Below are 21,958 nucleotides of genomic sequence, written 5' to 3' on the forward strand. Positions count from 1 at the left end.
GTTCAGCCCTTGCCCTTGAGCTTGGCCACCAGCGCCTGCAGCGTGGCTTGCGTCTGCGGGTGGTAGAAGCCCTCGACGAAGTCGGCCACGGGCAACGCATCCACGTCGGCGTAGGTGGCGATCAGGTCGGCGCGGGCCACGCGGCGGGTGGCGAGCATGGCATGCGGGGGCAGGGCGAGCAGCTCGTGCATCCAGTGCAGCGCGCGCGTGGCCACCTGGTCGATGCCGGTGGTTTCGTCCACGAAGCCGCAGTCCAGCGCGTGCTGCGCGTCGATCATCGCACCGGCCGTCAGCAGGCGCTCGGCGCGGTACGCACCCACCACGCGGCGCAGCGCGAGCTGGATGCAGTCGGGCACCGCAAGCCCCACCTGCACTTCGTTGAGGCCGATCTTGTACGGGCCCTGCGCCATCACGCGGTAATCGCACATCAGCGCCATCACCGCGCCGCCGGCCGGGCTGTGGCCGGTGATGGCCGCGGCCACCGGCACCGGCGAGCAGGCCAGCGCGGCGGCGGTGGCGAAGAACTCGCGCCAGAACGCCAGCACGCCGGCCCGATCCGCCTGCAGCAGAGCGGGCACGTCCACGCCAGCGGAGAACATGCCGGGCACGCCGGACAGCACGATGCCGTGCGCGCCGTCGCGGACGCTTTTATCCAGCGCCGCATGCAGCGACTGCAGCATCTCCAGGTTCAGCGCGTTGACCGGCGGGCGCGCGAGGCGGATCTCGGCGACGGCGTCGTGGCGGGTGACTTCGATCATGGGATGGCTCCGGTTACGGCTGCGGGTGCTGATCCGCCGTCCAACTGTAGCGCACGGCATAGTCCAGCACGGCCTTGCCATCGGCGGGCACGTTCACGCGGAATTCCAGCGTGTCGGTGGTCTGTCTGGCTGGCGCGACGCTGGACGAAGCCAGCTTCCATTCGCGCCAGCGGCTGGGGTGTTCGCGCACGGTGACGGTGCGTGCGCTGCCGCCGGCGTTGGTGAGGGTGATGCGGAACGCTTCGTCCAGCGTGCGGCCGGCCTGATCCACGCGGAAGGCGGTGCGTTCGCGCGCCGCGCGCAGGTCGAACGCGGTGCCCAGCGTAATGCTGGCGTCGCCGCCCTTGGGCGTGTCCTCGATGCGGCCTTCGCCGATGAATTGCGGCGTGCCGCGGCTATCCTGAGCGAGCACGCGCAGGTAGCCGGCGGGCAGGCTGTCGAAGGCGGCGAACTTGAGCGTACTGACGATGCGGTCGCTGCCGCCGTTGTCGAAGCCGGGGGCGAGCATGGGCTGCGCCGGCTGCCACGTGCCGCCGTTCTCGACGAGGTTGCTGCGCTCGCACGCGAGGCTGCGCGTGTCGTACAGCGGCACCTGACTCACGCTGCCGTCGGGCAGATCCACCGGCGCGGGCAGGGTGTAGCTGCGGTAGTTGTCCAACTGCGCCTGCTGCGGCAGCGGCGCGGCGGCGAAGGCCTTGGCGGCCATCATCGGGCGGGGCGCGGAAGCCTTGGCGAAGTCCGGCTCGCCCGCGATCAGGGTGAGCCGGGCGTCGTTCCAGTCGCGCCCGCTGCGGTTGGCGATGCTGGCGCGCGACTCGAACTGCATGCGGCACGCATCACCTGGCTGCAGCGTCGCGACATAGGCGGCGCGCCAGCCAAGGCCCGCGGTGGGGTAGCTGAGCACGGCCTCGTTGCGGCCGCCACGCGCGGCGTCGATGCGCAGACGCAAGCTGGAACCGGTGGGGAAGCTGCCATCGCCGGTACGCACGGCGGCGTACTGGCGGATCAGGGTGGTGCTCTGCGCACCTCTCACCAGGAGGCCGTCGTTGGCACGCAGCAGGGTGCCCTGGGCCAGGGTTTCGCCATTGCCGCCCAGCACGGTCACTTCCTGGCCGACCAGGCCAACCAGCGCGGCGTTGCCGCCCTGGCCTAGCAGCAGAAGCTGCGAGACCACCTTGGCGCCGCCACCGGGAAAACCCAGCGCCAACGCTTCGGCGTCGAGATGGTCGGGCAGGTCGCCCAGGGTGACGTCCTGCAGGCCGGGCTTGAGTGTGAGCGGGCGCCGCTCGCGGATCACCGCGTAGCCGCCATCGACGTTGCCGTCGCCGCTGCTGGCATACAGCGCCGAGCTGTCGCTGCGATACAGCGTGATGCTGGCGCCGGGCGTGGCGGGCATCGCGCTGGCGCTAGAAGCGATGGCGAGGCAGGCGGCGCAGGCCAGTGCAAGGGAAGACAGGACAGGCGGGTTCATGGGGCTGCTCCTGGGGGGATCGGCCCGATCTTAACCGGGTCGAGGGCCGTCGGCCGGCGGCCAGCGAGGACGTGATTCAGGATGTGGCCGACGCCTTGGCGCCATGTGCAGTGCATGCGGGCCGATACGCGATCCGCATCGACCTCGCACCCATTGTATGTTTGTATTACTTTTCATGGCCGGTTCGTGCCGCCCGCGGCGCTTTGCCGGTGCCCGCGTCCCCAGCCCCGGAATGCCACGAATGCCACGACCGCTGATGGCCTGCATGCTCGGCCTGTGCCTGTTGATTCCCGCCGTCGCCGCGGCGGCGGTGTCCATCGTTCCACGACCGCAGCACCTGCAACTGGAGCAGGGCAGCTACCGGCTGGACGGGCGCACCCGCGTGGAGGCCCCGAAGGACGCCCGCGGCCGCGAGATCGCCGCCTTCCTGCGCGAGGCGATCCGCGCGCAGACGGGGATCGCGGTGCGCGAAGGTTCCGGCGTGCATGCCATCGTGCTGAAGCTCGATCCCGCGGTGCAGGGCGAGGAGGTCTACCGGCTCGCGGTGACGCCGGGGCGGGTCACGATCAGCGCCTCCACCGACAAGGGCCTGTTCTGGGGCGTGCAGACGCTGCGCCAGCTGCTGCCCTTGTCGAAGGCCGCGCCGGTGGAGATTCCCGCCGTGCGCATCGAGGACGCGCCGGCCTATGCGTGGCGCGGCGCGATGCTGGACGTCAGCCGGCATTTCTATCCGGTGAGCTTCGTCGAGAAACAGCTCGACCTGCTCAGCTACTACAAGATCAACACCTTCCACTGGCACCTCACCGACGACCAGGGCTGGCGCATCCAGATCAAGCGCTACCCGAAGCTCACCAGCGTCGGCGCATGGCGCACCGAGGCGGACGGCACGCGCTACGGCGGCTTCTACACCCAGGCGCAGATCCGCGAAGTGGTGGACTACGCGCGCCGGCTCAACATCACCGTGATCCCCGAGATCGAGATGCCGGGGCACAGCGTGGCGGCGATCGCTGCGTATCCCGAATTGTCGTGCAGCAAGAAGCCGGTGGCCGTGACCACCGCCTGGGGCGTGCACAAGAACATCGACTGCGTGGGCGACGAAGGCACCTTCACCTTCCTCGAGAACGTGCTGGACGAGGTGCTGCCGCTGTTCCCGTCGCAGTACGTGCACATCGGCGGCGACGAGACGCCCAAGGTCGCCTGGCACGCGTGCGCCTCCTGCCAGGCGCTGATGCGCAAGCTGGGCTTGAAGGACGAGGACGGCCTGCAGAGCTACTTCATCAAGCGCATCCAGCGTTACCTCGAGAGCAAGGGCAAGACCCTGGTCGGCTGGGACGAGATCCTCGAGGGCGGCGCCGACACGCAGGCCATCATCGAAGCCTGGCGCGGCGCGGACGAGCAGGCCAAGGCGCTGGCGAATGGCAACCGCGTGGTGGTCGCCGGCCCGTTCTACATCGATCGCGCGCTGGATTCGCTGACGGTGCAGGACGTATTCCGCACCGACATCGCCAACGACAGCAGCCCGGGTGACGCGAAGGCGGACGCCGCCCTGTTCGCGGCGCATCGCTCGCAGCTGCTGGGCGCCGAGGCGCCGCTGTGGAGCGAGCGCGCGAACCCGTACAACGCCGAGTCCAAGCTGTATCCGCGCGTGCTGGCCTTCGCCGAGAACCTGTGGCGCGGCAATGCGCACGACGATGCGGCGTGGGCGAATTTCCAGCAGCGCCTGCAGGCGCAATACCCGCGGCTGGATGCCTGGCACGTGGCCTACGGCCCGGAGGACAAAGCGGTGGTGGCGTACTCGATCACGGTCGACCCGCACGGTGGCTGGCAGTTGCACGCCAAGCGCGGCTTCGACGACCTGGTGAACCATTACACCCTGGACGGCAGCACGCCCACCGCCAGCTCGCCGTCGTTCACCGACAGCGTGGTCGTGCGTCGCGCCGGCACGCTGAAGGTGGTGCCGTTCCGCAAGGGGCTGCGCTACGACAACCCCACCAGCTTCACCCTGGTCGGCAACCTCGCCACCGGCAAGCCGCTGCATCTCGCCCAGCCGGTGTCGCCGAAGTACGCGCCTGCCGCTGCGCTGACGGATGGCGTGCTGGGCGGCGACGACTTCCACAACGGGCAATGGTCGGGCTGGAACGACGCCGACGTGGACGCCGTCATCGACCTGCGGAAGCCCACGACGATCCATGCGGTGGCGGTGGATTTCCTGCAGAACACCGGCTCGCGCATCCTGCCGCCGCGTGCGGTGAGCTTCGAGGTTTCCGGCGACGGCAAGCACTGGATCGCGGTCGATACCGAGCAGCCGAAGGCCGACGTGATGGATTCGATCGCGCACCTGTTCCATGTGGCGTTCAAGGTGGCCAAGCCGTTGAGTGCGCGCTACGTCCGCGTCGTGGCGAATCGCTACACCGCGCTGCCGGCCGGTTTCCCTGACGGTGCCACGAACACCTGGTTGTTCGCGGACGAGATCCTGGTGAAGTAGGTCAGACCGCACGCGCGCGAGGTCAGGATCATCCAAGCATGTACCGACCGCCTCCGGCAGACTGAGAGGATCAGGCTGCGGAGGCTATCGGGCATGTCGGCTGCATCGGGTACCAGCATCGTGTCGGCGCACTTTCCCGCGGACGGCGAAGCGGTGCGCGAGCTGTTCGCGGAATATGCGGGCAGCCTCGGCATCGACCTCTCCTTCCAGGGCTTCGCGGCGGAGCTGGCGCAACTGCCGGGCAAGTACGCGCCGCCTCTGGGCGACATCCTGATCGCACGCGATGCCGAAGGCCTGGCGCTGGGCTGCGTGGCGCTGCGCCCGACCCCAATGCCGGGCACGGCCGAGATGAAGCGCCTGTACCTGCGCCCCGCCGCGCGCGGGCAGGCGCTGGGGCGCCGGTTGGCGGAAGCGGTCATCGCACGCGCCCGCGAGGCAGGTCATGCGCGCCTGGTGCTGGACACCTTGGTGACGATGCACGCCGCGCGGCGGCTGTACGTGGAACTGGGCTTCCGCCCGGTGCCGCCGTACTACGACAACCCGCTGCCGGGCACCTTGTACATGGCGCTGGAGCTGGGCTGAGGCATCGTCACGCGGCGGCGGCCCAGCCATCGCGGAAGACGGCTGGCGTCATGCCGTAGGTGCGGACGAACTCGCGATTGAGGTGCGCCTGGTCATAGAAGCCGGCTTCCAGTGCGGCCTCCATCACGGGCACCTGCCGGCGCAGCAGCGTCTTCACCTGGTGCAGTGCGAGCAGCACGTGGAAGTTGTGCAGGCTGCTGCCGGTTTCGCGGCGGAAAGCGCGTGACAGGTGGCCGGCGGACATGGCGCAGCCTTGCGCGACGGCGGCGACATCGGTGTGCAGCGACTGGCGTTGCATCAGCAGCGCGGTGGCCCGGGCGGCCAGCGTGGCGGTTTCGCGCGTCGCGGTGCGGGACGCCGGCACGAAGCGCGAGACGAAGGCCCAGCCCTGCCGATCCAGCGGCTCGAAGCAATGGATCACGCCGGCCGGCACCGCCAGCGTGTCGCCGGCGGCGACGTCGCGGCAGCCGTCGGGCAGGCGCAGCCGCGCGCGGCCGGCGAGCACGCGCACGATCTCGTCGCCGACGTGGAAATGCGGACGGAAACGCCAGGCATGACATTCACCCGCGATGGTCTCGACCGGCTCGCCCGCGTCGCGGCCGACCGCGAATGCGGTGCGGGCCAAGGCGGGGCGGTGGCGCATGGCGGATGGTTGCCTAGGCAACCGCGGCGCGGATCGCTTCCGGCAGCGATACCGGCTTGCCGGTGGCCGGATCCATCCACACCATCACCACGTGGCCGTCGCAGTACAGGCGCTCGCCGTCGTTGGCGTCCACCAGGCGGTGGGCGATGGTCATCGAACTGTTGCCGATGCGCTCGCAGAAAAGCTCCACGTGCAGCTGCGCCGGCCACTCGATCGGGCGGCGGTAGTTGAGCTGCACGGCGGCCATCACCGGCATGCTGTGCTCGTCGAACCACGGGCCGGGCACGTGGCTCAGCCACTGCAGGCGCGCCTCTTCTAGGTAGGTGAGGTAGTTGGAGTTGTTGACGTGGTTGAAGGCGTCGAGGTCGCGCCAGCGCGCGGCGATGTCCGCCGTGAACAGCGGTTGCGGCATGGCCTGCGTTGCTTCGGTGGTCGCCGGTGCCGCGGCAGCAGGCTCGGCCTTCTTGCCGCGGCGTGCGGGCTTGGGCGATGCGTTGTCGGTCTTGCTCATGGGGTCTTCTTCTTTTTTCCGCGCATCGGCTTGTGCTTGTCGGCCGAGGCGATGTGCTTGAGTTCGTTCTTCGCCCGCTTCGCGGCGGTGGACTTGGCCTTGGCCTGTTTCAGGTGCGGCGCGAGGAAGCGGCCGGTGTGCGACTCGGGCGTGGCGGCCACGGTTTCCGGCGTGCCGCTGACCAGGATGCGGCCGCCGCCCGCGCCGCCCTCGGGGCCGAGGTCGACCACCCAGTCGGCGGTCTTGATCACGTCGAGGTTGTGCTCGATCACCACCACGGTGTTGCCCTGGTCCACCAACTGGTGCAGCACGTCGAGCAGTTGCTCGATGTCGTGGAAGTGCAGGCCGGTGGTGGGCTCGTCGAGGATGTACAGCGTGTTGCCGGTGTCGCGCTTGCTCAGCTCCTTGGAGAGCTTCACGCGCTGCGCCTCGCCGCCGGACAGCGTGGTCGCGCTCTGGCCGAGCTTGATGTAGTCCAACCCAACCGCGCGCAGCGTGTCGAGCTTGCGCGCGATCACCGGCACGTTCTCGAACAGTTTCAGCGCGTCCTCCACCGTCATGTCGAGCACGTCGGCGATGGTGTGGCCCTTGTAGTGGATCTCCAGCGTCTCGCGGTTGTAGCGCTTGCCGTGGCAGACGTCGCAGGGCACGTAGACGTCGGGCAGGAAGTGCATCTCCACCTTCAACATGCCGTCGCCTTCGCAGGCCTCGCAGCGGCCACCGCGCACGTTGAAGCTGAAGCGGCCCGGCTCGTAGCCGCGCGCGCGCGCCTCGGGCACCTGCGCGAACAGCTCGCGCAGCGGCGTGAACAGGCCGGTGTAGGTGGCCGGGTTGGAGCGCGGCGTGCGGCCGATCGGCGACTGGTCGATGTCCACCACCTTGTCGAACAGCTGCAGGCCTTCCACCGACTTGAACGGCGCGGGCTGCGTGCTGGCGCCGTTGAGTTCGCTGGCGGCGAGGCGGAACAGGGTGTCGTTGACCAGGGTGGACTTGCCCGAGCCCGAGACGCCGGTGACGCAGGTGAACAGCCCGGCGGGGATGTCCAGGTCCACGTCCTTCAGGTTGTTGCCGCTGGCGCCGTGCAAGCGCAACCAGTACGAATCGTCGTTGGGCTGGCGGCGCTGCTTCGGCACCTCGATGGCGCGTTCGCCGGAAAGGAACTGGCCGGTGACGGAACGCTTCGAGGCCAGGATGTCCTTCACCGTACCCTGCGCCACCACCTCGCCGCCGTGCACGCCGGCGCCGGGGCCGATGTCGAGCACGTGGTCGGCCATGCGGATGGCGTCCTCGTCGTGCTCGACCACGATCACCGTGTTGCCGAGGTCGCGCAGGCGGGTGAGCGTGCCGAGCAGGCGCTCGTTGTCGCGTTGGTGCAGGCCGATGGAGGGTTCGTCCAGCACGTACATCACGCCGACCAGGCCGGCGCCGATCTGCGAGGCGAGGCGGATGCGCTGCGCCTCGCCGCCGGACAGCGTGTCGGCCTGGCGATCCAGCGTGAGGTAGTTGAGGCCGACGTCGTTGAGGAAGGTGAGGCGCTCGCGGATCTCCTTGATGATCTTCGCCGCGATCTCGCCGCGCCAGCCGGTGAGCGTGAGTTCCGCGAAGAACGCCAGCGCGTCGTCGATGGAGCGGTGGGTGAGCGCGGGCAGCGCGTGGTCGGCAACGAACACGTTGCGCGCCGAGCGGTTCAGGCGCTGGCCTTCGCAGGCGGGGCAGGGCGTGTCGCTGATGTACTTCGCCAGTTCCTCGCGCACCGCGGTGGACTCGGTTTCCTTGTAGCGCCTCTCCAGGTTGGGGAGGATGCCCTCGAAGGCATGCTCGCGGGTCACCCGGCCACCGCGCTCGGTGAGGTAGCGGAAGGCGATCTTCTCCTTGCCGCTGCCGTGCAGGATCGCCTGCTGGGTGGCCTTGGGCAGATCCTGCCAATGGGTGTCCACGTCGAAGCCGTAGTGCGCGGCCAGCGACTGCAACATCTGGAAATAGTGCGGGTTGCGCCGATCCCAGCCGCGGATCGCGCCGCCGGACAGCGGCAGCTCCGGGTGGCCCACCACACGCGCGGGGTCGAACACCTGGGTCACGCCGAGGCCGTCGCAGGACGGGCAGGCGCCCACCGGCGAGTTGAACGAGAACAGGCGCGGCTCCAGCTCCGGCAGCGAGTAGTCGCACACCGGGCAGGAATAGCGCGAGGAGAACAGCTGTTCCTTCGCGGAGGCGTCGTCCATGTCGGCGAGGATCACCAGCCCGTCACCCAGCCGCAGCGCGGTCTCGAAGGACTCGGCGAGGCGCTGCTTGATGTCCTCGCGCGGGCGGAAGCGGTCGATCACCGCCTCGATGGTGTGCTTGATGCGCAGGCCCAGCGGCGGCACCGCGTCGAGGTCGTACACCGCGCCGTCCACGCGGGCGCGCACGAAGCCCTGTGCGCGCAGTTGCTCGAACACCTGCACGTGCTCGCCCTTGCGCTCGCGCACCACCGGGGCCAGCAGCATCCAGCGCTTCTCGGGATCGAGCGCGAGGGTGGCGTCCACCATCTGGCTCACCGTCTGCGCCTCCAGCGGGATGCCGTGGTCGGGGCAGCGCGGCGTGCCCACGCGGGCGTACAGCAGGCGCAGGTAGTCGTACACCTCGGTGATCGTGCCCACAGTGGAGCGCGGGTTGTGCGAGGTGGACTTCTGCTCGATCGAGATTGCCGGCGACAGGCCCTCGATATGGTCGACGTCCGGCTTCTCCATCATCGAGAGGAACTGCCGCGCATACGCCGACAGCGATTCCACATAGCGGCGCTGGCCTTCCGCGTAGATGGTGTCGAAGGCCAGCGAGGACTTGCCGGAGCCGGACAGTCCGGTGATCACGATCAGCCGGTCGCGCGGCAGGTCGAGGTCGATGTTCTTGAGGTTGTGCGTGCGCGCGCCGCGGATGCGGATGCGGATGGTGTCCATGCGTGGGGTCGTGAAGGGGAAAAAGTGGACTATACCAAACCGGGCAGGTTAGTTATTGCCCGATGCTGTCCGCAGGTTCCCGGCTGGTCATGATTTGACCAGCGCCGCGCCGGCTGGCTATAATCTGCGGTTCGTCCGGCCCGAAAGGCCGTGACGGAACCCAAGAGAATAACGACAGAAGGGATAATCCCATGAGCTACGCAGTCATCAAGACCGGCGGCAAGCAGTACCGCGTGCAGCAGGGCGACGTCCTGCGCGTGGAGCTGCTGGACGCCGAAGAAGGCGCCGCCGTGAAGTTCGACCAGGTGCTGCTGGTCGGCGAAGGCGAGTCGATCACCGTCGGCGCGCCCACCGTGGCCGGCGCCACCGTGTCCGCCACCGTGCGCAAGCACGGCCGTGCCGACAAGATCCGCATCATCAAGTTCCGCCGCCGCAAGCATTACAAGCGCCAGCAGGGACACCGTCAGCATTTCACCGAAGTCGAGATCACGGGCATCAACGCCTGATTTAGCCGGAGCACACAGTCATGGCACATAAAAAAGGCGTAGGTTCGTCCCGCAACGGTCGCGATTCGAACCCGAAGTACCTCGGCGTGAAGATCTACGGCGGCCAGGCCGTCGAGGCCGGCAACATCATCGTGCGTCAGCGCGGCACCCAGTTCCATGCCGGCACCGGCGTGGGCCTCGGCCGCGACCACACCCTGTTCGCCCTGGTGGACGGCACGGTGGAGTTCAAGGTTCGCGGCGAGAACAATCGCCGCTTCGTCAGCGTCGTGAAGGCCTGATCCTTTCCGAAGCTGCTGCAAGGGCCCCGCTTCGGCGGGGCTTTTGTTTTTGCAGGGCGTTCCAAAGAACCTTCGCCCTGCCTGCATCGCGCCCGACGTACCATGGGCGCGCTTTTCCCATTCCTGATCCCGAAGCCCGCCTCCCATGAAATTCGTCGACGAAGCAATCATCAAGGTTCAGGCCGGCGACGGCGGCAACGGCTGCGCGAGTTTCCGCCGCGAGAAGTTCATCCCGTTCGGCGGGCCGAACGGGGGCGATGGCGGCAGCGGTGGCTCGGTGTGGCTGGTGGCCGACGAGGGCATCAACACCCTGATCGATTTTCGCCACCAGCGCAGCTACAAGGCAGAGCGCGGCGAGAACGGCAGGGGCAGCGACATGTACGGCAAGGGCGGCGAGGACACCACGATCCGCGTGCCGGTGGGCACCATGGTCACCAATGTCGACACCGACGAGATGATCGGTGACCTCACCGCGCACGGCCAGCGCCTGCTGGTGGCGCAGGGCGGCAAGGGCGGCCTGGGCAACATCCATTTCAAGAGCTCGGTGAACCGCGCGCCGCGCCAGTTCACCAACGGCACGCCGGGCGAATCGCGCGAGCTGAAGCTGGAGCTGCGCCTGCTCGCCGACGTGGGCCTGCTCGGCTTCCCCAACGCGGGCAAGTCCACCTTCATCCGCGCGGTGTCGGCGGCCACGCCGCGCGTGGCGGATTACCCGTTCACCACCCTGCACCCGAACCTCGGCGTGGTGAGCCTGGGCACCGACCAGAGTTTCGTGATCGCCGACATCCCGGGCCTGATCGAGGGCGCGGCCGACGGCGCAGGCCTCGGTATCCAGTTCCTGCGCCACGTGGCGCGCACCAGCCTGTTGCTGCATCTGGTGGACATCGCCCCGATCGACGGTACCGATCCGGTGGAGCAGGTGCGCGCGATCGAGCACGAGCTGGCGAAGTTCAACCCGGAACTGCTGGAGCGTCCGCGCTGGCTGGTGCTGAACAAGTCCGACGCGCTGCCCGAGGACGAGCGCCAGCAGGTGGCCGAGGGCATCGTGCGCCGCCTCGACTGGCAGGAGCCGTGGTTCCTCGTCTCCGCGCTGGCGCGCGAGAACACCATGGCGGTATGCCAGCAGGTGCAGCGTTTCTTCGAGGAACAGCGCGTGGCGCGTGCGGAAGAACGTGCCGAAATCGCGCCCGGCGACGTGCGGTTGCGCGGCGAGTGACGGGGCGGTCGTTCCGGGGCCGTTCGCCCTGAGCGTCGCGCCGCAGGCGCAAAGTCGAAGGGCTGGATGGTGCGGCTGGGCAAAGTGTTTCGACTTCGCGGAACTTCGTTCCGCGACGCTCGACACGAACGGATCCCAGACTCCTACACCGTGCGATGAAGGATCAGCTCCAGTACCGCCTTGCTGCCGAAGAAGGCCAGCAGCAGCACGGCCATGCCGATCAGGCACAGGTTCACCGCGCTGCGCCCGCGCCAGCCGTGCTTCCAGCGTCCCCACAGTAGGGTGCCGAAGATCAGCCACGCGAGCACGCTGAGCACCGTGGTGTGGATCAGGTGCTGCGCACGGATGTTCTGGATGAACAGCAGGCCGCTCAGCAGGGTGAGCGTGAGCAGGGCGAAGCCGGCGCCGATCAGGCGGAACAGCAGCGCCTCGGTCTGGGTCAGCGGCGGCAGCGCGCGCACCAGCCGGATCGGGCGGTGCGTGCGCAGCGCGCGCTCCTGCACCGCCAGCAGCATCGCCACCACCGCGGCGATCGACAGCAGGCTGTAGCCGAGCAGGGCGATCGCCACATGCAGGCTGATCTGCCAGTCCAGCGGATTCGGCGTGGTGGGCGGCGCCAGGAACACGTCCAGCCCCAGCAGCAGCGCCGCCAGCGGAAACACGATCACGCCCAGCCCGGCCACCGGCTTCGACAGGTTCACCAGCAGGGTCAGCGCCGCCACCACGCAGGCGACCAGCGACAGCGCGGCGAAGAAGTGCAGATCCAGCCGCCCGCCGTGCGCGCCCAGCAGCACCGCGATGTGCAGCAGCACGGCCAGCGTTGCCGCAGCCAGGCCCAGCCGCTGCGGCGTGCGCGGGCAGCCGGTCAGTGGCGCGGCCAGCAGGCTGGCGCTACCGAAGTAGAACACGATGGCGAGGATGGTAGGCAGGGCGAGCGGCATGGTCTGGAAGTGTCGCACACGCTTCCGCGGCTCGTGAACGCGGCAAATCGCGCGACAGCACTTGCAATATTTAGAAAAATATCTAAATATCTAGAAACATTCCCTGGATGACGCATCCGATGAAGCAGCAGGAAGTGTTCAAGGCCATGGCCGATCCCACCCGGCGCGCGATCCTCAAGCGCCTGCAGGGCGGCCCGCTCACCGCTGGCGAGATCGGCGAGGCGTTCGACATCACGCCGGCCTCGCTGTCGCACCACTTCGCCGTGCTCAAGCACGCCGACCTGGTGCGTACCGAGCGTCGCGGCCAGTACATCGTCTATTCGCTCAACAGCACCGTGTTCGAGGATCTCGCGCGGATGCTGATGGATCTGTTCCCCGCCAAGGGCAAGGTTGGAGACAAGTGATGAAACCCGCACGCAGCTTGATCGTTTCCGTCGTGTTCGTGGCCATCGCCGTCAGCGTGTCGGTCTGGCTTTACCCGCACATGCCGGCGCGCGTGGCGACCCACTGGGCTGCCGATGGACAGCCGAATGGCTATTCGTCCCGATTCTGGGCCGTGGCCATGTGGCCGATGCTGATACTCGGCCTGGCAGCACTCGCGGTAGTGCTGCCGCGCATTTCGCCAAAGCGTTTCGGAATGGAATCCTTCGCCGGCATCTACGCCGCGCTGATGCTGGCGATCCAGGGCGTGATGCTGGTGCTCGGCATCGCGGTCATGCTGGCCGGCGCGGGCCATGCCGTGCCCATGGCGACCGTCGCGCCGCTGGCGGTCGGCGTGCTGCTGATGGTGCTGGGCAATTACATGGGCAAGTTGCGCCGCAACTTCTTCGTTGGCATCCGCACGCCGTGGACGCTGGCCAGCGAAGCGGTGTGGGAACGCACGCATCGGCTGGCCGGTTGGGTATACGTGCTGGCCGGCATGGCGATGGCCGTCCTCGCGCTGGCCGGCGCCATGGCGGGATGGACGCTGGCCGCCGTGGTGGTCGTGCTGCTGATCCCGCACGCGTGCTCGTACTTCATCTATCGGCGCCTCGAACGGCGCCACCCGTCGGAAGGAGATGCGTGATGAAATCTTTGTATGTCCTGTTGACTGCGGTCGTCCTGTCCGTGCCGGCCGTTCGTGCCGCCGATGCGCCCACGCCGGCCTGCGTGGCTCATGCGGCCGCGTCGCTGGATGCCCTGACAGATGGCGATTACGCCGGTGCGCGCAAGGATTTCGACGATGCGGTCGCGAGCAAGCTGGATGCCGCCAGGCTCGAACAGGTGTGGAAGCAGTTGCAAGGCACGTTTGGCGCCTATCAATCGCATGGCGTGGTGGGGCGGAAAAGCTTTGCCGGCCATGCCGTTGCCGGCGCGACGTTGAGCTTCGCCAACATGCAGCTGGGTTTCGTGGCAGCCTGCGACGCGCAGGACAAGATCGGCAGCTACCGCTTCGTGCCTGCGGAAGCGCTCGCCGCCACGGCGGTGCAGGCCCACGTCGAGGCCGATGGCGTGCGGGTGTCGCCGCTGGACGTGCCGACGCCGGTCGGCCCGCTGCACGGCGCGCTGACCCTGCCTGCGGGAACCGGGCCGTTCCCGGCAGTGGTGCTGGTGGCCGGCTCCGGCGCGCACGACATGGACGAGACCATCGGCCCGAACAAGCCGTTCCGCGACATCGCCGAAGGGCTGGCGCGCGCCGGCATCGCCTCGCTGCGCTACGACAAGCGCACCTTCGATCATTCCGAAGGCGGCGCCGGGCTCGTGATCGACGCGGAGGTGACCGACGATGCCGTGGCGGCAGCCCATCTGCTGGCGCAGCAGAAAGGGATCGACCCGAAACGCGTGTTCGTGCTCGGCCACAGCCTGGGCGCGATGATGGCGCCGCGCATTGGCCAGCGCGACCCGCAACTGGCCGGGCTGGTGCTGCTGGCGGCGCCGGCGCGGCGGATTTTCGACGTGATCGAGCAGCAGGTGCGCGAGCAGCAAGCCAAGGCGGGACGTCCGCCGGCGGCGGTCGAACAGGCCGTGCAGGCGGATGAGCGGGAACGGAAACTGCTGGCCGCCGTCGCTCCCGGCCAGCCGGCGCCACAAGGCACGTTCGCCGGCATGCCGCAGGGCTACTGGCTGAGCTGGTCGCGGGTCGATGCGGTGGCCGACGCGAAGGCGACGACGCTGCCCATGCTGATCCTGCAGGGCGGCAGCGATTTCCAGGTGTCGCCCACGCTGGACTTCGCGCGTTGGCAGCGGGTGCTGGCCAGCCGGCCGTACACGACGTTCCACCTGTATCCCGGCCTCAGCCACCTGTTCATGCCGGCGGGCAAGACCGGAACCCCGGCCGACTACAGGGCGCCTGCCCGCGTGGACGCGCAGGTGATCGCCGACATCGCGGCCTGGGTGAAAGCGCAACCGGCACGCTGAGCGGGTGGCGGCCTCGGTTATAATCATCAGTTCGCTCATACCGATGCCGCGCCCATGTTCGAATCGCTCAGCCAACGCCTCTCCGCCACCGTCAACCGCCTGCGCGGCCGCGGCCGGCTGACCGAGGAAAACATCCGCGAGGCGCTGCGCGAGGTGCGCATCGCCCTGCTGGAAGCCGACGTGGCGCTGCCCGTGGTGCAGGCGCTGATCCAGCGCGTGAAGGTGCGCGCGGTGGGCCAGGACGTGATGAAGAGCCTCACGCCCGGCCAGGCGCTGGTGAAGGTGGTCAGCGACGAGCTGACCGCGGTGATGGGCACCGCCAACAGCGAACTGAACCTCGCCGTCACGCCGCCGGCGGTGGTGCTGATGGCCGGCCTGCAGGGTGCGGGCAAGACCACCACCGTGGCCAAGCTGGCGCGCCTGCTCACCGAGCGCAAGAAGAAAAAGGTGATGGTGGTGAGCTGCGACGTCTACCGTCCGGCCGCCATCGAGCAGTTGCGCACGCTGGCCGAACAGGTGGGCGTGAAGTTCTTCCCGTCCGAGGCGGGGCAGGATCCGGTCGAGATCGCCAAGGCGGCGATCGTTGCCGCGCGCAAGGAGGTGGTCGACGTGCTGCTGGTCGATACCGCCGGCCGCCTGCACGTGGACGAGGCGATGATGGCCGAGATCAAGGCGCTGCACGCCGCGATCACCCCGGTCGAAACCCTGTTCGTGGTCGACTCGATGACCGGCCAGGACGCCGCCGTCACCGCCAAGGCCTTCGCCGACGCGCTGCCGCTCACCGGCGTGGTGCTGACCAAGACCGACGGCGACGCCCGCGGCGGCGCGGCGCTGTCGGTGCGCTACGTCACCGGCCGGCCGATCAAGTTCCTCGGCGCCGGCGAGAAGACCGACGCGCTGGAGCCGTTCCACCCGGATCGTCTCGCGCAGCGCATCCTCGGCATGGGCGACGTGCTGTCGCTGGTCGAGGAAGTCGAGCGCAAGGTCGATCAGGAGAAGGCGCAGAAGCTGGCCCAGAAGGTGATGAAGGGCAAGCGCTTCGACCTGGAGGACATGCGCGACCAGTTGGAACAGATGAACAACATGGGCGGCCTGGCCGGCCTGATGGACAAGCTGCCCGGCGTCTCCGGCCTGCCCGACAGCGTGAAATCCAAGGTCAACGACGGCGAGATCAAGCGCATGGTGGCGATCATCGGCTCGATGACGCCGAAGGAGCGCCGCCACCCCGACCTGCTGAACGGCTCGCGCCGCGCCCGCGTGGCGCGCGGCTCGGGAACCCAGCCCGCCGACGTCAACCGCCTGCTCAAGCAGTACATGCAGATGGAAAAGATGATGTCCAAGCTCTCCAGGGGCGGCGGCAAGGGCCTGCTGCGCCAGATGAGCGGTGCGCTGAAGGGCATGGGCGGGATGGGCGGCATGCTGCCGCCCCGCTAGGGGCGGCAGCGCGGGCCAAGGATGGCCCGCTCGTTCCCATCGCCATGCGATGGGAACGGAGCCAAGGCCGGCTTGCCGGCCTTGGCGAGCCCGGGAAGGGCACGACTGCCCTTCCCGGGCAGTCAGGCAAGGCTCTGGCTTTTCGAGCTGGCTGCCCCCGCTACGCCGCGAACCGCATAACCTCTTCCTTTTTCAATCACATCCCCCTAAAATGCCGCGTTTACCGCGTACGGCTTCGTGCGTGCGGCCGGCGATTCCGGCATCTCTGGAGCTTTCATCATGGTCAAGATTCGTCTTTCGCGCGGTGGCGCCAAGGGCCGCCCGTTCTACCACGTCGTGGTCACCGACCAGCGCAACAAGCGCGACGGCCGCAACATCGAGAGCGTGGGTTTCTACAACCCGGTCGCCTCGGGCAAGGACAAGCGCCTTGAGCTGAACGTCGCGCGCGTGCAGGAGTGGGTGGGCAAGGGCGCCCAGCTGAGCGACAAGGTCGCCGCGCTCGTCAAGGAAGCCGGCAAGCAGCAGGCTGCCTGAAGTGTCTGAAGCCGGTCGGCGCGTCCCGGTCGGGCGCATCGTCGGGCTGTATGGCGTGCAGGGCTGGGTCAAGATCGAATCCTGGACCGAGCCGCGCACGAAGATCTTCGACTACCACCCCTGGCTGCTGACAACGGCGCCGGATGTGGTCAAGGAGATCACGGGAGCCAAAGGGCGCCCGCAGGGCAAGGGCCTGGTGGCCTGCCTGCCCGGCGTGGACGACCGCGACACGGCAGCCGCCCTCGTCGGCAGCGACATCCACGTCGCCCGCGAGCAGCTGCCGCCTCCCGGCAAGGATGAGTACTACTGGGTCGATCTCGAAGGACTCGAGGTCGTCACCACCGAAGGCACGGCGCTCGGACGGGTCAGTCACCTGTTCGCCACCGGCGCCAACGACGTGGTGGTGGTGCGGGACGGCGGGCGCGAGCGGCTGGTTCCCTTCATCCAGGGCAGTGTCGTGCGTTCGGTGGACTTGTCCGGCGGGCGCATGGTGGTGGACTGGGATCCGGAGTTCTAGGGTCGTGCGTGTTGATGTCGTCACGCTGTTTCCCGACTTCATCCGCCAGTGCGCCGCCGTTGGTGTGGTGGGACGCGCGCAGCAGCGCGAGTTGCTGCAGGTGGAAACTTGGAACCCGCGCGACTATGCCACCGACAACTACCGTACCGTGGACGGCCGCACCTGCGGCGGCGGGCCCGGGATGGTGATGCTGATCGAGCCCTTGCGGGCGGCCCTCAAGGCCATGCGCGGGGCGGCGCCGGAACCGGCGCACGTGATTTACCTCAGTCCGCAGGGAGCGCGGCTGACGCAGGGCAAGGTGGAAGCGCTGGCCAAGATGCCGCGCATCGCCTTGCTCTGTGGGCGTTACGAGGGTGTGGATGAGCGCCTGCTGGCGCACGAGGTCGACGAGGAGCTTTCCATCGGCGACTATGTGCTGTCCGGCGGCGAGCTGGGTGCCGCGGTGGTGATCGACGCGGTGGGGCGGTTGCAGGACGGCGCGTTGAACGATGCGCAGTCCGCCGAGCAGGACTCGTTCTCGAACGGCCTGCTGGACTGTCCCCACTACGCGAAGCCAGTGCGGGACGCCTACGGCGAGGTGCCGGCGGTGCTGCTCTCCGGCGACCACGCGGCGATTCGCCGCTGGCGTCTGAAGCAGGCGCTGGGCCGGACCTGGCTCAGGCGCCCGGAGCTGTTGGCGCAACGCGCGCTGGATGCGGAATCCCGTGCGTTGCTGGAAGAATTCCGTCGCGAACATCGCGCGGCGGGTGGAAGTTGAAGAGTGCGGACACGGATGGCCGCTGTTTGATCCTCGCGATCGGGATGATCGCAACTAACCAATGACAATCGCGGTCGTGGATGGCCGCCGACAGAACTACCGCGGCACGGAACGTCGCAAACCACTGAGGTCGCCATGAACAAGATCATCCAGCAGTTCGAAGCCGAGCAGATCACCCGTCCCTTGCCGGAGTTCGGCGCCGGCGACACCGTGGTGGTCAACGTCAAGGTGAAGGAAGGCAATCGCGAGCGCGTGCAAGCTTTCGAGGGCATCGTCATCGCCAAGCGCAACCGCGGCCTGCATTCGGCCTTCACCGTGCGCAAGATCTCGCACGGCACCGGCGTGGAGCGCGTGTTCCAGGCGCACAGCCCGGCGATCGACTCGGTCGAGGTGAAGCGCAAGGGCAAGGTGCGCGGCGCCAAGCTGTACTACCTGCGCAACCTGGAAGGCAAGGCTGCCCGCATCAAGGAAGACGTCGCCGCCGCCGCCGCCATCAAGGCCGCGAACAAGGCTGCCGCCGCCGCTGCCGCCAGCGCCGAGTAAGCGCAAGCGTCTGCTTCAAGGCAACGAAAAACCCGCGGATCGCTCCGCGGGTTTTTTCATGCTTTCCGTTCCCGGTATGCCCGGTCGCCTGGGCGCCGCCGGAAACCCTGCGGCCTGGCCTGCGCGTGCGCCCTGCGACGCACGGCACGCCTCAATCCAGCCGCTGCGGCACCTGCAGGAAGTTGCCCTGCACGAAGTCCACGCCGGCGGCGAACAGCAGCGAGGTGCTGGTGGCGTCCTCGACCCATTCGGCGATGGTCAGCTTCTTCAGTTCGCGCGCCTGCTGGCAGATTTCGGCGACCTTTTTCTGGTTGTCGGGCGATTTCGGCAGGTCGGCCATGTAGCTGCGGTCGATCTTGAGGTAGTCCGCATCGATGTGGCTGAGCAACTGGAACGAGTTGAGGCCCGAGCCGAACTGCTCCAGCGCGAAGCGGCCGCCGAGCTTCTTCCAGCCGGCGAGGAACTCCTGCGCGGGGCGCAGCAGGGTCATCACCTTGCTCTCGGTCATCTCCAGCACCATGCGGCCGCGCTTCAGCGCGGCCTGCGCAAGGCGCCCGCCCAGCCAGTCGAGGAAGGTGGGATCCTGCAGCGAGGCGGCAGTCAGCTTGACGAAGAACGTGGTCTGCTGGCCCATGCCCTCGCGCCGCTGCAGCGCGGTGATGGCCTGGTCGAGCACCCAGCGGTCGATGGCGCCGGTGAGGCCGTGCTTGTCGGCGATCGGCATGAAGAAGCCCGGCAGCACCTCGCCCTGCGGGCCGTCCATGCGCAGCAGGATCTCCGAATAGTCGCCTTCGGCGTCCTGCAGGCTGATGGTGTGCTGGTGGTAGAGCATCAGGCCCTTGCCTTCCAGCGCCTTGCGCAGCAGATCCAGCCAGTAGCGCTCGCGCTCCTCGTCGGCCTTCTCGCGCGCGGCGGGGTCGTGCAGTTCCGCCTGGTTGCTGCCCAGGCTCTGCGCCGAGCGAAGCGCCTGGCTGGCCTGGTTGAGCAGCAGCTCGGCATTGGCGTTCTTTTCGCCGAGCAGGCTGCCGCCGACGCTGGCGGTGACCGCGAGCGAGCGCGAGCCGGCGTCGAAGATCTGGCTGGCGATGCTTTGCTGCAGCTTGGCGATCCACTCGCGGATGGCCTCGTCCGAACGGGCGTCGAGGATCACGCCCAAGGTGTGTTCGGCCAGCATGCCGGCGGTGTCGTTGGCGTCCAGCAGCATGCGCACGCGGTCGGAGAAGCCGACCAGCAGTTCGTCGGCCTTGCCCAGGCCGATGCCGCCCACCAGCCCGGTCCAGTTGTCCGGCTCGATCAGCAGCAGCGCCTGGCCCTTCTTGCCCTTGGCGGCGTCGGTCACCGCATGGTCGATGCGTTCCAGCATGTGCGCGCGGTTGTACAGGCCGGTGACCGGGTCGCGCTGCAGCTGTTCGAGCATGGCCGGGTCGACCGCCTGGCGGCGGAACACGATCTGCAGGCAGGGCTCGCCCTCGAACGTGGCCGGAGAAAACTCCACGTTGGCGTCGAACTGGCTGCCGTCGGCGCGGCGCGCGTGCAGGCTGACCTGGTTCGGCAGCTTTTCCTGGCGGGTGTGGCCGCGCAGCAGGCTCTTGAACTCGTCGAGGTCGACGGCATCGATCATGTCGAGGATGGGCATGCCGAGCAGGTCGTCGAAACTCTCGTGGCCGAAGGTTTCCAGGTAGGCCTGGTTGGCGCGCACGTGCACGCCTTCGTGCACGTAGGCGATGGCGTCGCGGGAGGAATCGAGCAGCGCGTCGCAGCGGCGCTCCAGTTCGCGCTGGGTGGCCTCGAGCCGGCGCAGCGCGCGGCGGTTCTGCAAGGCCTCGAATTCGCGCCGCAGCACGGCCAGCAACTGGCTGGGCATGCCGCGCGTGGCGATGCCCTGCGCACCCTGTTCGAACAGTTCGGCGATCTGGTGGTTGTCCAACGCGCCGACCAGGCCCAGCAGGGAGTAGTCGCTGCCGTGGGCGTCCAGCATGCGGATCACTTCAGGCAAGGTGACTGCGCCGTTGGCGGGATCGAACAGCACCAGATCCGGTTCCAATTCGGCCAGCGCGGCCTGCACCTGGTCGGCGGCGGTGGCGCGCGCCGGACGCACCGCGATGCCGGTGTTGCGCAGCAGGCTGATGATCTGTTCCGCCTCTTCGACCGAGTGTTCAATGAAGAGGATGCGGATGACGAAGTCTTTTTTCATGGTGTAGCCGATGTCGCGATGAGCAGGTAAGTCCGTTCGCCTTCCGGGCGGGGCGGTGCACAACTGGGTTGTAGCGGATTGTCGGCACAACTGCCAGCGGACATCCAAACGCGCATGACGGGACGCACGCCTACAGCGGGCGCTTGGACGGGTCGCCGCACACCTCGCGCACCAGCTTCGGCACCAGGTAGCCGGGCAGGCGCGCGCGCAGCGCATCCGTCAGCGCCAGCGCGCGAGCGTCGTCCACCTCGAAGTGCGCGGCACCCTGCACGCGGTCGAGCTGGTGCAGGTAGTACGGCAGCACGCCTGCGGCGAACAGGCGCTCGGACAGCGCAATCAGTGTATCGGCAGCGTCGTTGATTCCTTGCAGCAGCACCGACTGGTTGAGCAGGGTGGCGCCGGCCTCGCGCAGGCGGGCGCAGGCGGCATCCACGCCGGCATCGAATTCGTTGGCGTGGTTCGCGTGCAGCACCACCACCTTTTGCAGAGGCAGGTCTGCCAGCCAGCGCGTGAAGGTTGCGTCGATACGTTCGGGCAGCACCACCGGCAGGCGGGTATGGATGCGCAGGCGGGCGACGTGCGGAATGTCGGCCAGCCCGCGCGACAGTTCCTCCAGCTTGGCGGTGGACAGCGCCAGCGGGTCGCCGCCGGAGAGGATCAGCTCGCCGATGCTGGCGTCCTGCCGCACGTGCTCCAGCGATTTCCTCCACTGGCCGGCGGCGGCCATTTCCTCGCCGTAGGGGAAATGCCGGCGGAAGCAGTAGCGGCAGTTGATCGCGCAACTGCCGCTGGCGATCAGCAGGGCGCGGCCGTGGTACTTGTGCAGCACGCCCTGCGCCTCGCGCGCGGCGAGGTCGCCCACCGCGTCGGCGACGAAACCGGGTACCTCGTCCAGCTCGGCCAGTTGCGGCAGCACCTGCAGCAGCAGCGGGTCGCGCGGGTCGCCGGGGCGCATGCGGGCGACGAAGCCGCGCGGCACGCGCAGGGCGAAGCCGGCGTCCGCCGGCGGCAGCTTCGCGGCGAGCGTAGACAGGCCAAGCAGGGCGAGCAGTTCGGAAGCGTCGGTGACGGCCTCGCGCCACCGTTGCCGCCAGTCGCCGTCCGGCGTGCCGGAGGCAGATGTAATGCGTGCGCCGAGGCTTGCGGTTATCATGTGTGGCCTTGTCCGGGCCGTACCGGACCCTCGAACCATCCATTCTAGCCGTCCATGGCGGCGCGAGGGCGTTCGGGCCCCGACCATTCACCTCCTGGAGTT

The 21,958-nt window shown here is 68.4% G+C and carries 21 protein-coding genes; 13 read left to right on the top strand and 8 right to left on the bottom strand.

The features are described from left to right. Positions 1-2: 2 nt before the first annotated feature. Both ACZ5Z2_RS05690 and ACZ5Z2_RS05695 read right to left on the bottom strand, forming a co-directional pair. Entirely contained in the window at positions 3-758 is a 756-nt protein-coding gene (locus tag ACZ5Z2_RS05690) for an enoyl-CoA hydratase/isomerase family protein (protein ID WP_464760979.1), read from the bottom strand. Positions 759-771: 13 nt separating this feature from the next. Further along, the gene (locus tag ACZ5Z2_RS05695) at positions 772-2,229 is read right to left on the bottom strand and encodes a DUF4139 domain-containing protein (protein ID WP_464760980.1); all 1,458 of its coding nucleotides are present in this window, start codon (positions 2,227-2,229) and stop codon (positions 772-774) included. Positions 2,230-2,470: 241 nt separating this feature from the next. On the opposite strand from ACZ5Z2_RS05695, the gene ACZ5Z2_RS05700 reads away from it, so the two are divergent. Both ACZ5Z2_RS05700 and ACZ5Z2_RS05705 read left to right on the top strand, forming a co-directional pair. Then, positions 2,471-4,714 (top strand): glycoside hydrolase family 20 protein, encoded by a 2,244-nt coding sequence (locus tag ACZ5Z2_RS05700; RefSeq protein WP_464760981.1) that lies wholly within the window; start codon positions 2,471-2,473, stop codon positions 4,712-4,714. Positions 4,715-4,807: 93 nt separating this feature from the next. Further along, positions 4,808-5,296 carry a GNAT family N-acetyltransferase gene (locus ACZ5Z2_RS05705; RefSeq protein ID WP_464760982.1) on the top strand — a complete coding sequence of 163 codons (489 nt, stop codon included), beginning with the start codon at positions 4,808-4,810 and terminating at the stop codon, positions 5,294-5,296. Between the two features lie 7 nt (positions 5,297-5,303). Here the strand turns inward: ACZ5Z2_RS05705 and ACZ5Z2_RS05710 are convergent, their stop codons facing one another. From ACZ5Z2_RS05710 to uvrA, 3 genes are read right to left on the bottom strand one after another with little or no spacing between them, the layout of a single operon-like run. Then, on the bottom strand, positions 5,304-5,939 hold the full coding sequence (locus ACZ5Z2_RS05710) for a helix-turn-helix transcriptional regulator (protein WP_464760983.1): 636 nt from the start codon (positions 5,937-5,939) through the stop codon (positions 5,304-5,306). Positions 5,940-5,952: 13 nt separating this feature from the next. Further along, entirely contained in the window at positions 5,953-6,450 is a 498-nt protein-coding gene (locus tag ACZ5Z2_RS05715) for an acyl-CoA thioesterase (RefSeq protein WP_464760984.1), read from the bottom strand. Next, a complete protein-coding gene (gene uvrA / locus ACZ5Z2_RS05720) occupies positions 6,447-9,386 on the bottom strand; it encodes an excinuclease ABC subunit UvrA (protein WP_464760985.1) in 2,940 nt (979 codons plus the stop codon). The genes ACZ5Z2_RS05715 and uvrA overlap by 4 nt, the downstream gene beginning before the upstream one ends. 191 nt (positions 9,387-9,577) lie before the next feature. On the opposite strand from uvrA, the gene rplU reads away from it, so the two are divergent. The 3 genes from rplU (at position 9,578) to cgtA (ending at position 11,386) form a co-directional block, all read left to right on the top strand. Further along, positions 9,578-9,892, top strand: coding sequence for a 50S ribosomal protein L21 (rplU, locus tag ACZ5Z2_RS05725; RefSeq protein WP_367844208.1), 315 nt, complete (start codon positions 9,578-9,580; stop codon positions 9,890-9,892). Positions 9,893-9,912: 20 nt separating this feature from the next. Further along, complete coding sequence (gene rpmA, locus ACZ5Z2_RS05730; RefSeq protein ID WP_464760986.1) at positions 9,913-10,170, top strand: 50S ribosomal protein L27; 258 nt, start codon at positions 9,913-9,915, stop codon at positions 10,168-10,170. A 145-nt stretch (positions 10,171-10,315) separates the two neighbouring features. Next, positions 10,316-11,386 (top strand): Obg family GTPase CgtA, encoded by a 1,071-nt coding sequence (gene cgtA, locus ACZ5Z2_RS05735; protein ID WP_464760987.1) that lies wholly within the window; start codon positions 10,316-10,318, stop codon positions 11,384-11,386. A 143-nt stretch (positions 11,387-11,529) separates the two neighbouring features. On the opposite strand, the gene ACZ5Z2_RS05740 is transcribed toward cgtA, so the two are convergent. After that, positions 11,530-12,327 carry a cytochrome C assembly family protein gene (locus ACZ5Z2_RS05740; protein WP_464760988.1) on the bottom strand — a complete coding sequence of 266 codons (798 nt, stop codon included), beginning with the start codon at positions 12,325-12,327 and terminating at the stop codon, positions 11,530-11,532. Between the two features lie 119 nt (positions 12,328-12,446). Here ACZ5Z2_RS05740 and ACZ5Z2_RS05745 point away from each other — a divergent pair, with 119 nt between their 5' ends. The 8 genes from ACZ5Z2_RS05745 to rplS all read left to right on the top strand — a co-directional run bounded on the left by ACZ5Z2_RS05745 (position 12,447) and on the right by rplS (position 18,509). Further along, the gene (locus ACZ5Z2_RS05745; RefSeq protein WP_464760989.1) at positions 12,447-12,731 is read left to right on the top strand and encodes an autorepressor SdpR family transcription factor; all 285 of its coding nucleotides are present in this window, start codon (positions 12,447-12,449) and stop codon (positions 12,729-12,731) included. Then, a complete protein-coding gene (locus ACZ5Z2_RS05750; protein ID WP_464760990.1) occupies positions 12,731-13,393 on the top strand; it encodes an SdpI family protein in 663 nt (220 codons plus the stop codon). Before ACZ5Z2_RS05745 ends, ACZ5Z2_RS05750 begins: the two co-directional genes overlap by 1 nt. After that, positions 13,393-14,724 (top strand): alpha/beta fold hydrolase, encoded by a 1,332-nt coding sequence (locus ACZ5Z2_RS05755; RefSeq protein WP_464760991.1) that lies wholly within the window; start codon positions 13,393-13,395, stop codon positions 14,722-14,724. Before ACZ5Z2_RS05750 ends, ACZ5Z2_RS05755 begins: the two co-directional genes overlap by 1 nt. Before the next feature lie 54 nt (positions 14,725-14,778). Continuing rightward, on the top strand, positions 14,779-16,158 hold the full coding sequence (gene ffh, locus ACZ5Z2_RS05760; RefSeq protein WP_464760992.1) for a signal recognition particle protein: 1,380 nt from the start codon (positions 14,779-14,781) through the stop codon (positions 16,156-16,158). Positions 16,159-16,437: 279 nt separating this feature from the next. Further along, positions 16,438-16,692 carry a 30S ribosomal protein S16 gene (rpsP, locus tag ACZ5Z2_RS05765; protein WP_192105606.1) on the top strand — a complete coding sequence of 85 codons (255 nt, stop codon included), beginning with the start codon at positions 16,438-16,440 and terminating at the stop codon, positions 16,690-16,692. Position 16,693: 1 nt separating this feature from the next. Continuing rightward, positions 16,694-17,209, top strand: coding sequence for a ribosome maturation factor RimM (gene rimM, locus ACZ5Z2_RS05770; protein ID WP_464760993.1), 516 nt, complete (start codon positions 16,694-16,696; stop codon positions 17,207-17,209). Positions 17,210-17,213: 4 nt separating this feature from the next. Continuing rightward, a complete protein-coding gene (trmD, locus tag ACZ5Z2_RS05775; protein WP_464760994.1) occupies positions 17,214-17,966 on the top strand; it encodes a tRNA (guanosine(37)-N1)-methyltransferase TrmD in 753 nt (250 codons plus the stop codon). A gap of 135 nt (positions 17,967-18,101) precedes the next feature. Further along, positions 18,102-18,509 carry a 50S ribosomal protein L19 gene (gene rplS / locus ACZ5Z2_RS05780; protein WP_464760995.1) on the top strand — a complete coding sequence of 136 codons (408 nt, stop codon included), beginning with the start codon at positions 18,102-18,104 and terminating at the stop codon, positions 18,507-18,509. A 151-nt stretch (positions 18,510-18,660) separates the two neighbouring features. On the opposite strand, the gene ACZ5Z2_RS05785 is transcribed toward rplS, so the two are convergent. Further along, positions 18,661-20,703: an EAL domain-containing response regulator gene (locus ACZ5Z2_RS05785; protein WP_464760996.1), complete on the bottom strand. Its 2,043-nt coding sequence runs from the start codon at positions 20,701-20,703 to the stop codon at positions 18,661-18,663. 130 nt (positions 20,704-20,833) lie between these two features. Continuing rightward, on the bottom strand, positions 20,834-21,856 hold the full coding sequence (gene epmB / locus ACZ5Z2_RS05790; protein WP_464760997.1) for an EF-P beta-lysylation protein EpmB: 1,023 nt from the start codon (positions 21,854-21,856) through the stop codon (positions 20,834-20,836). Between the last annotated feature and the right edge of the window lie 102 nt (positions 21,857-21,958).

This window comes from Rhodanobacter sp. G1 (assembly GCF_055397855.1).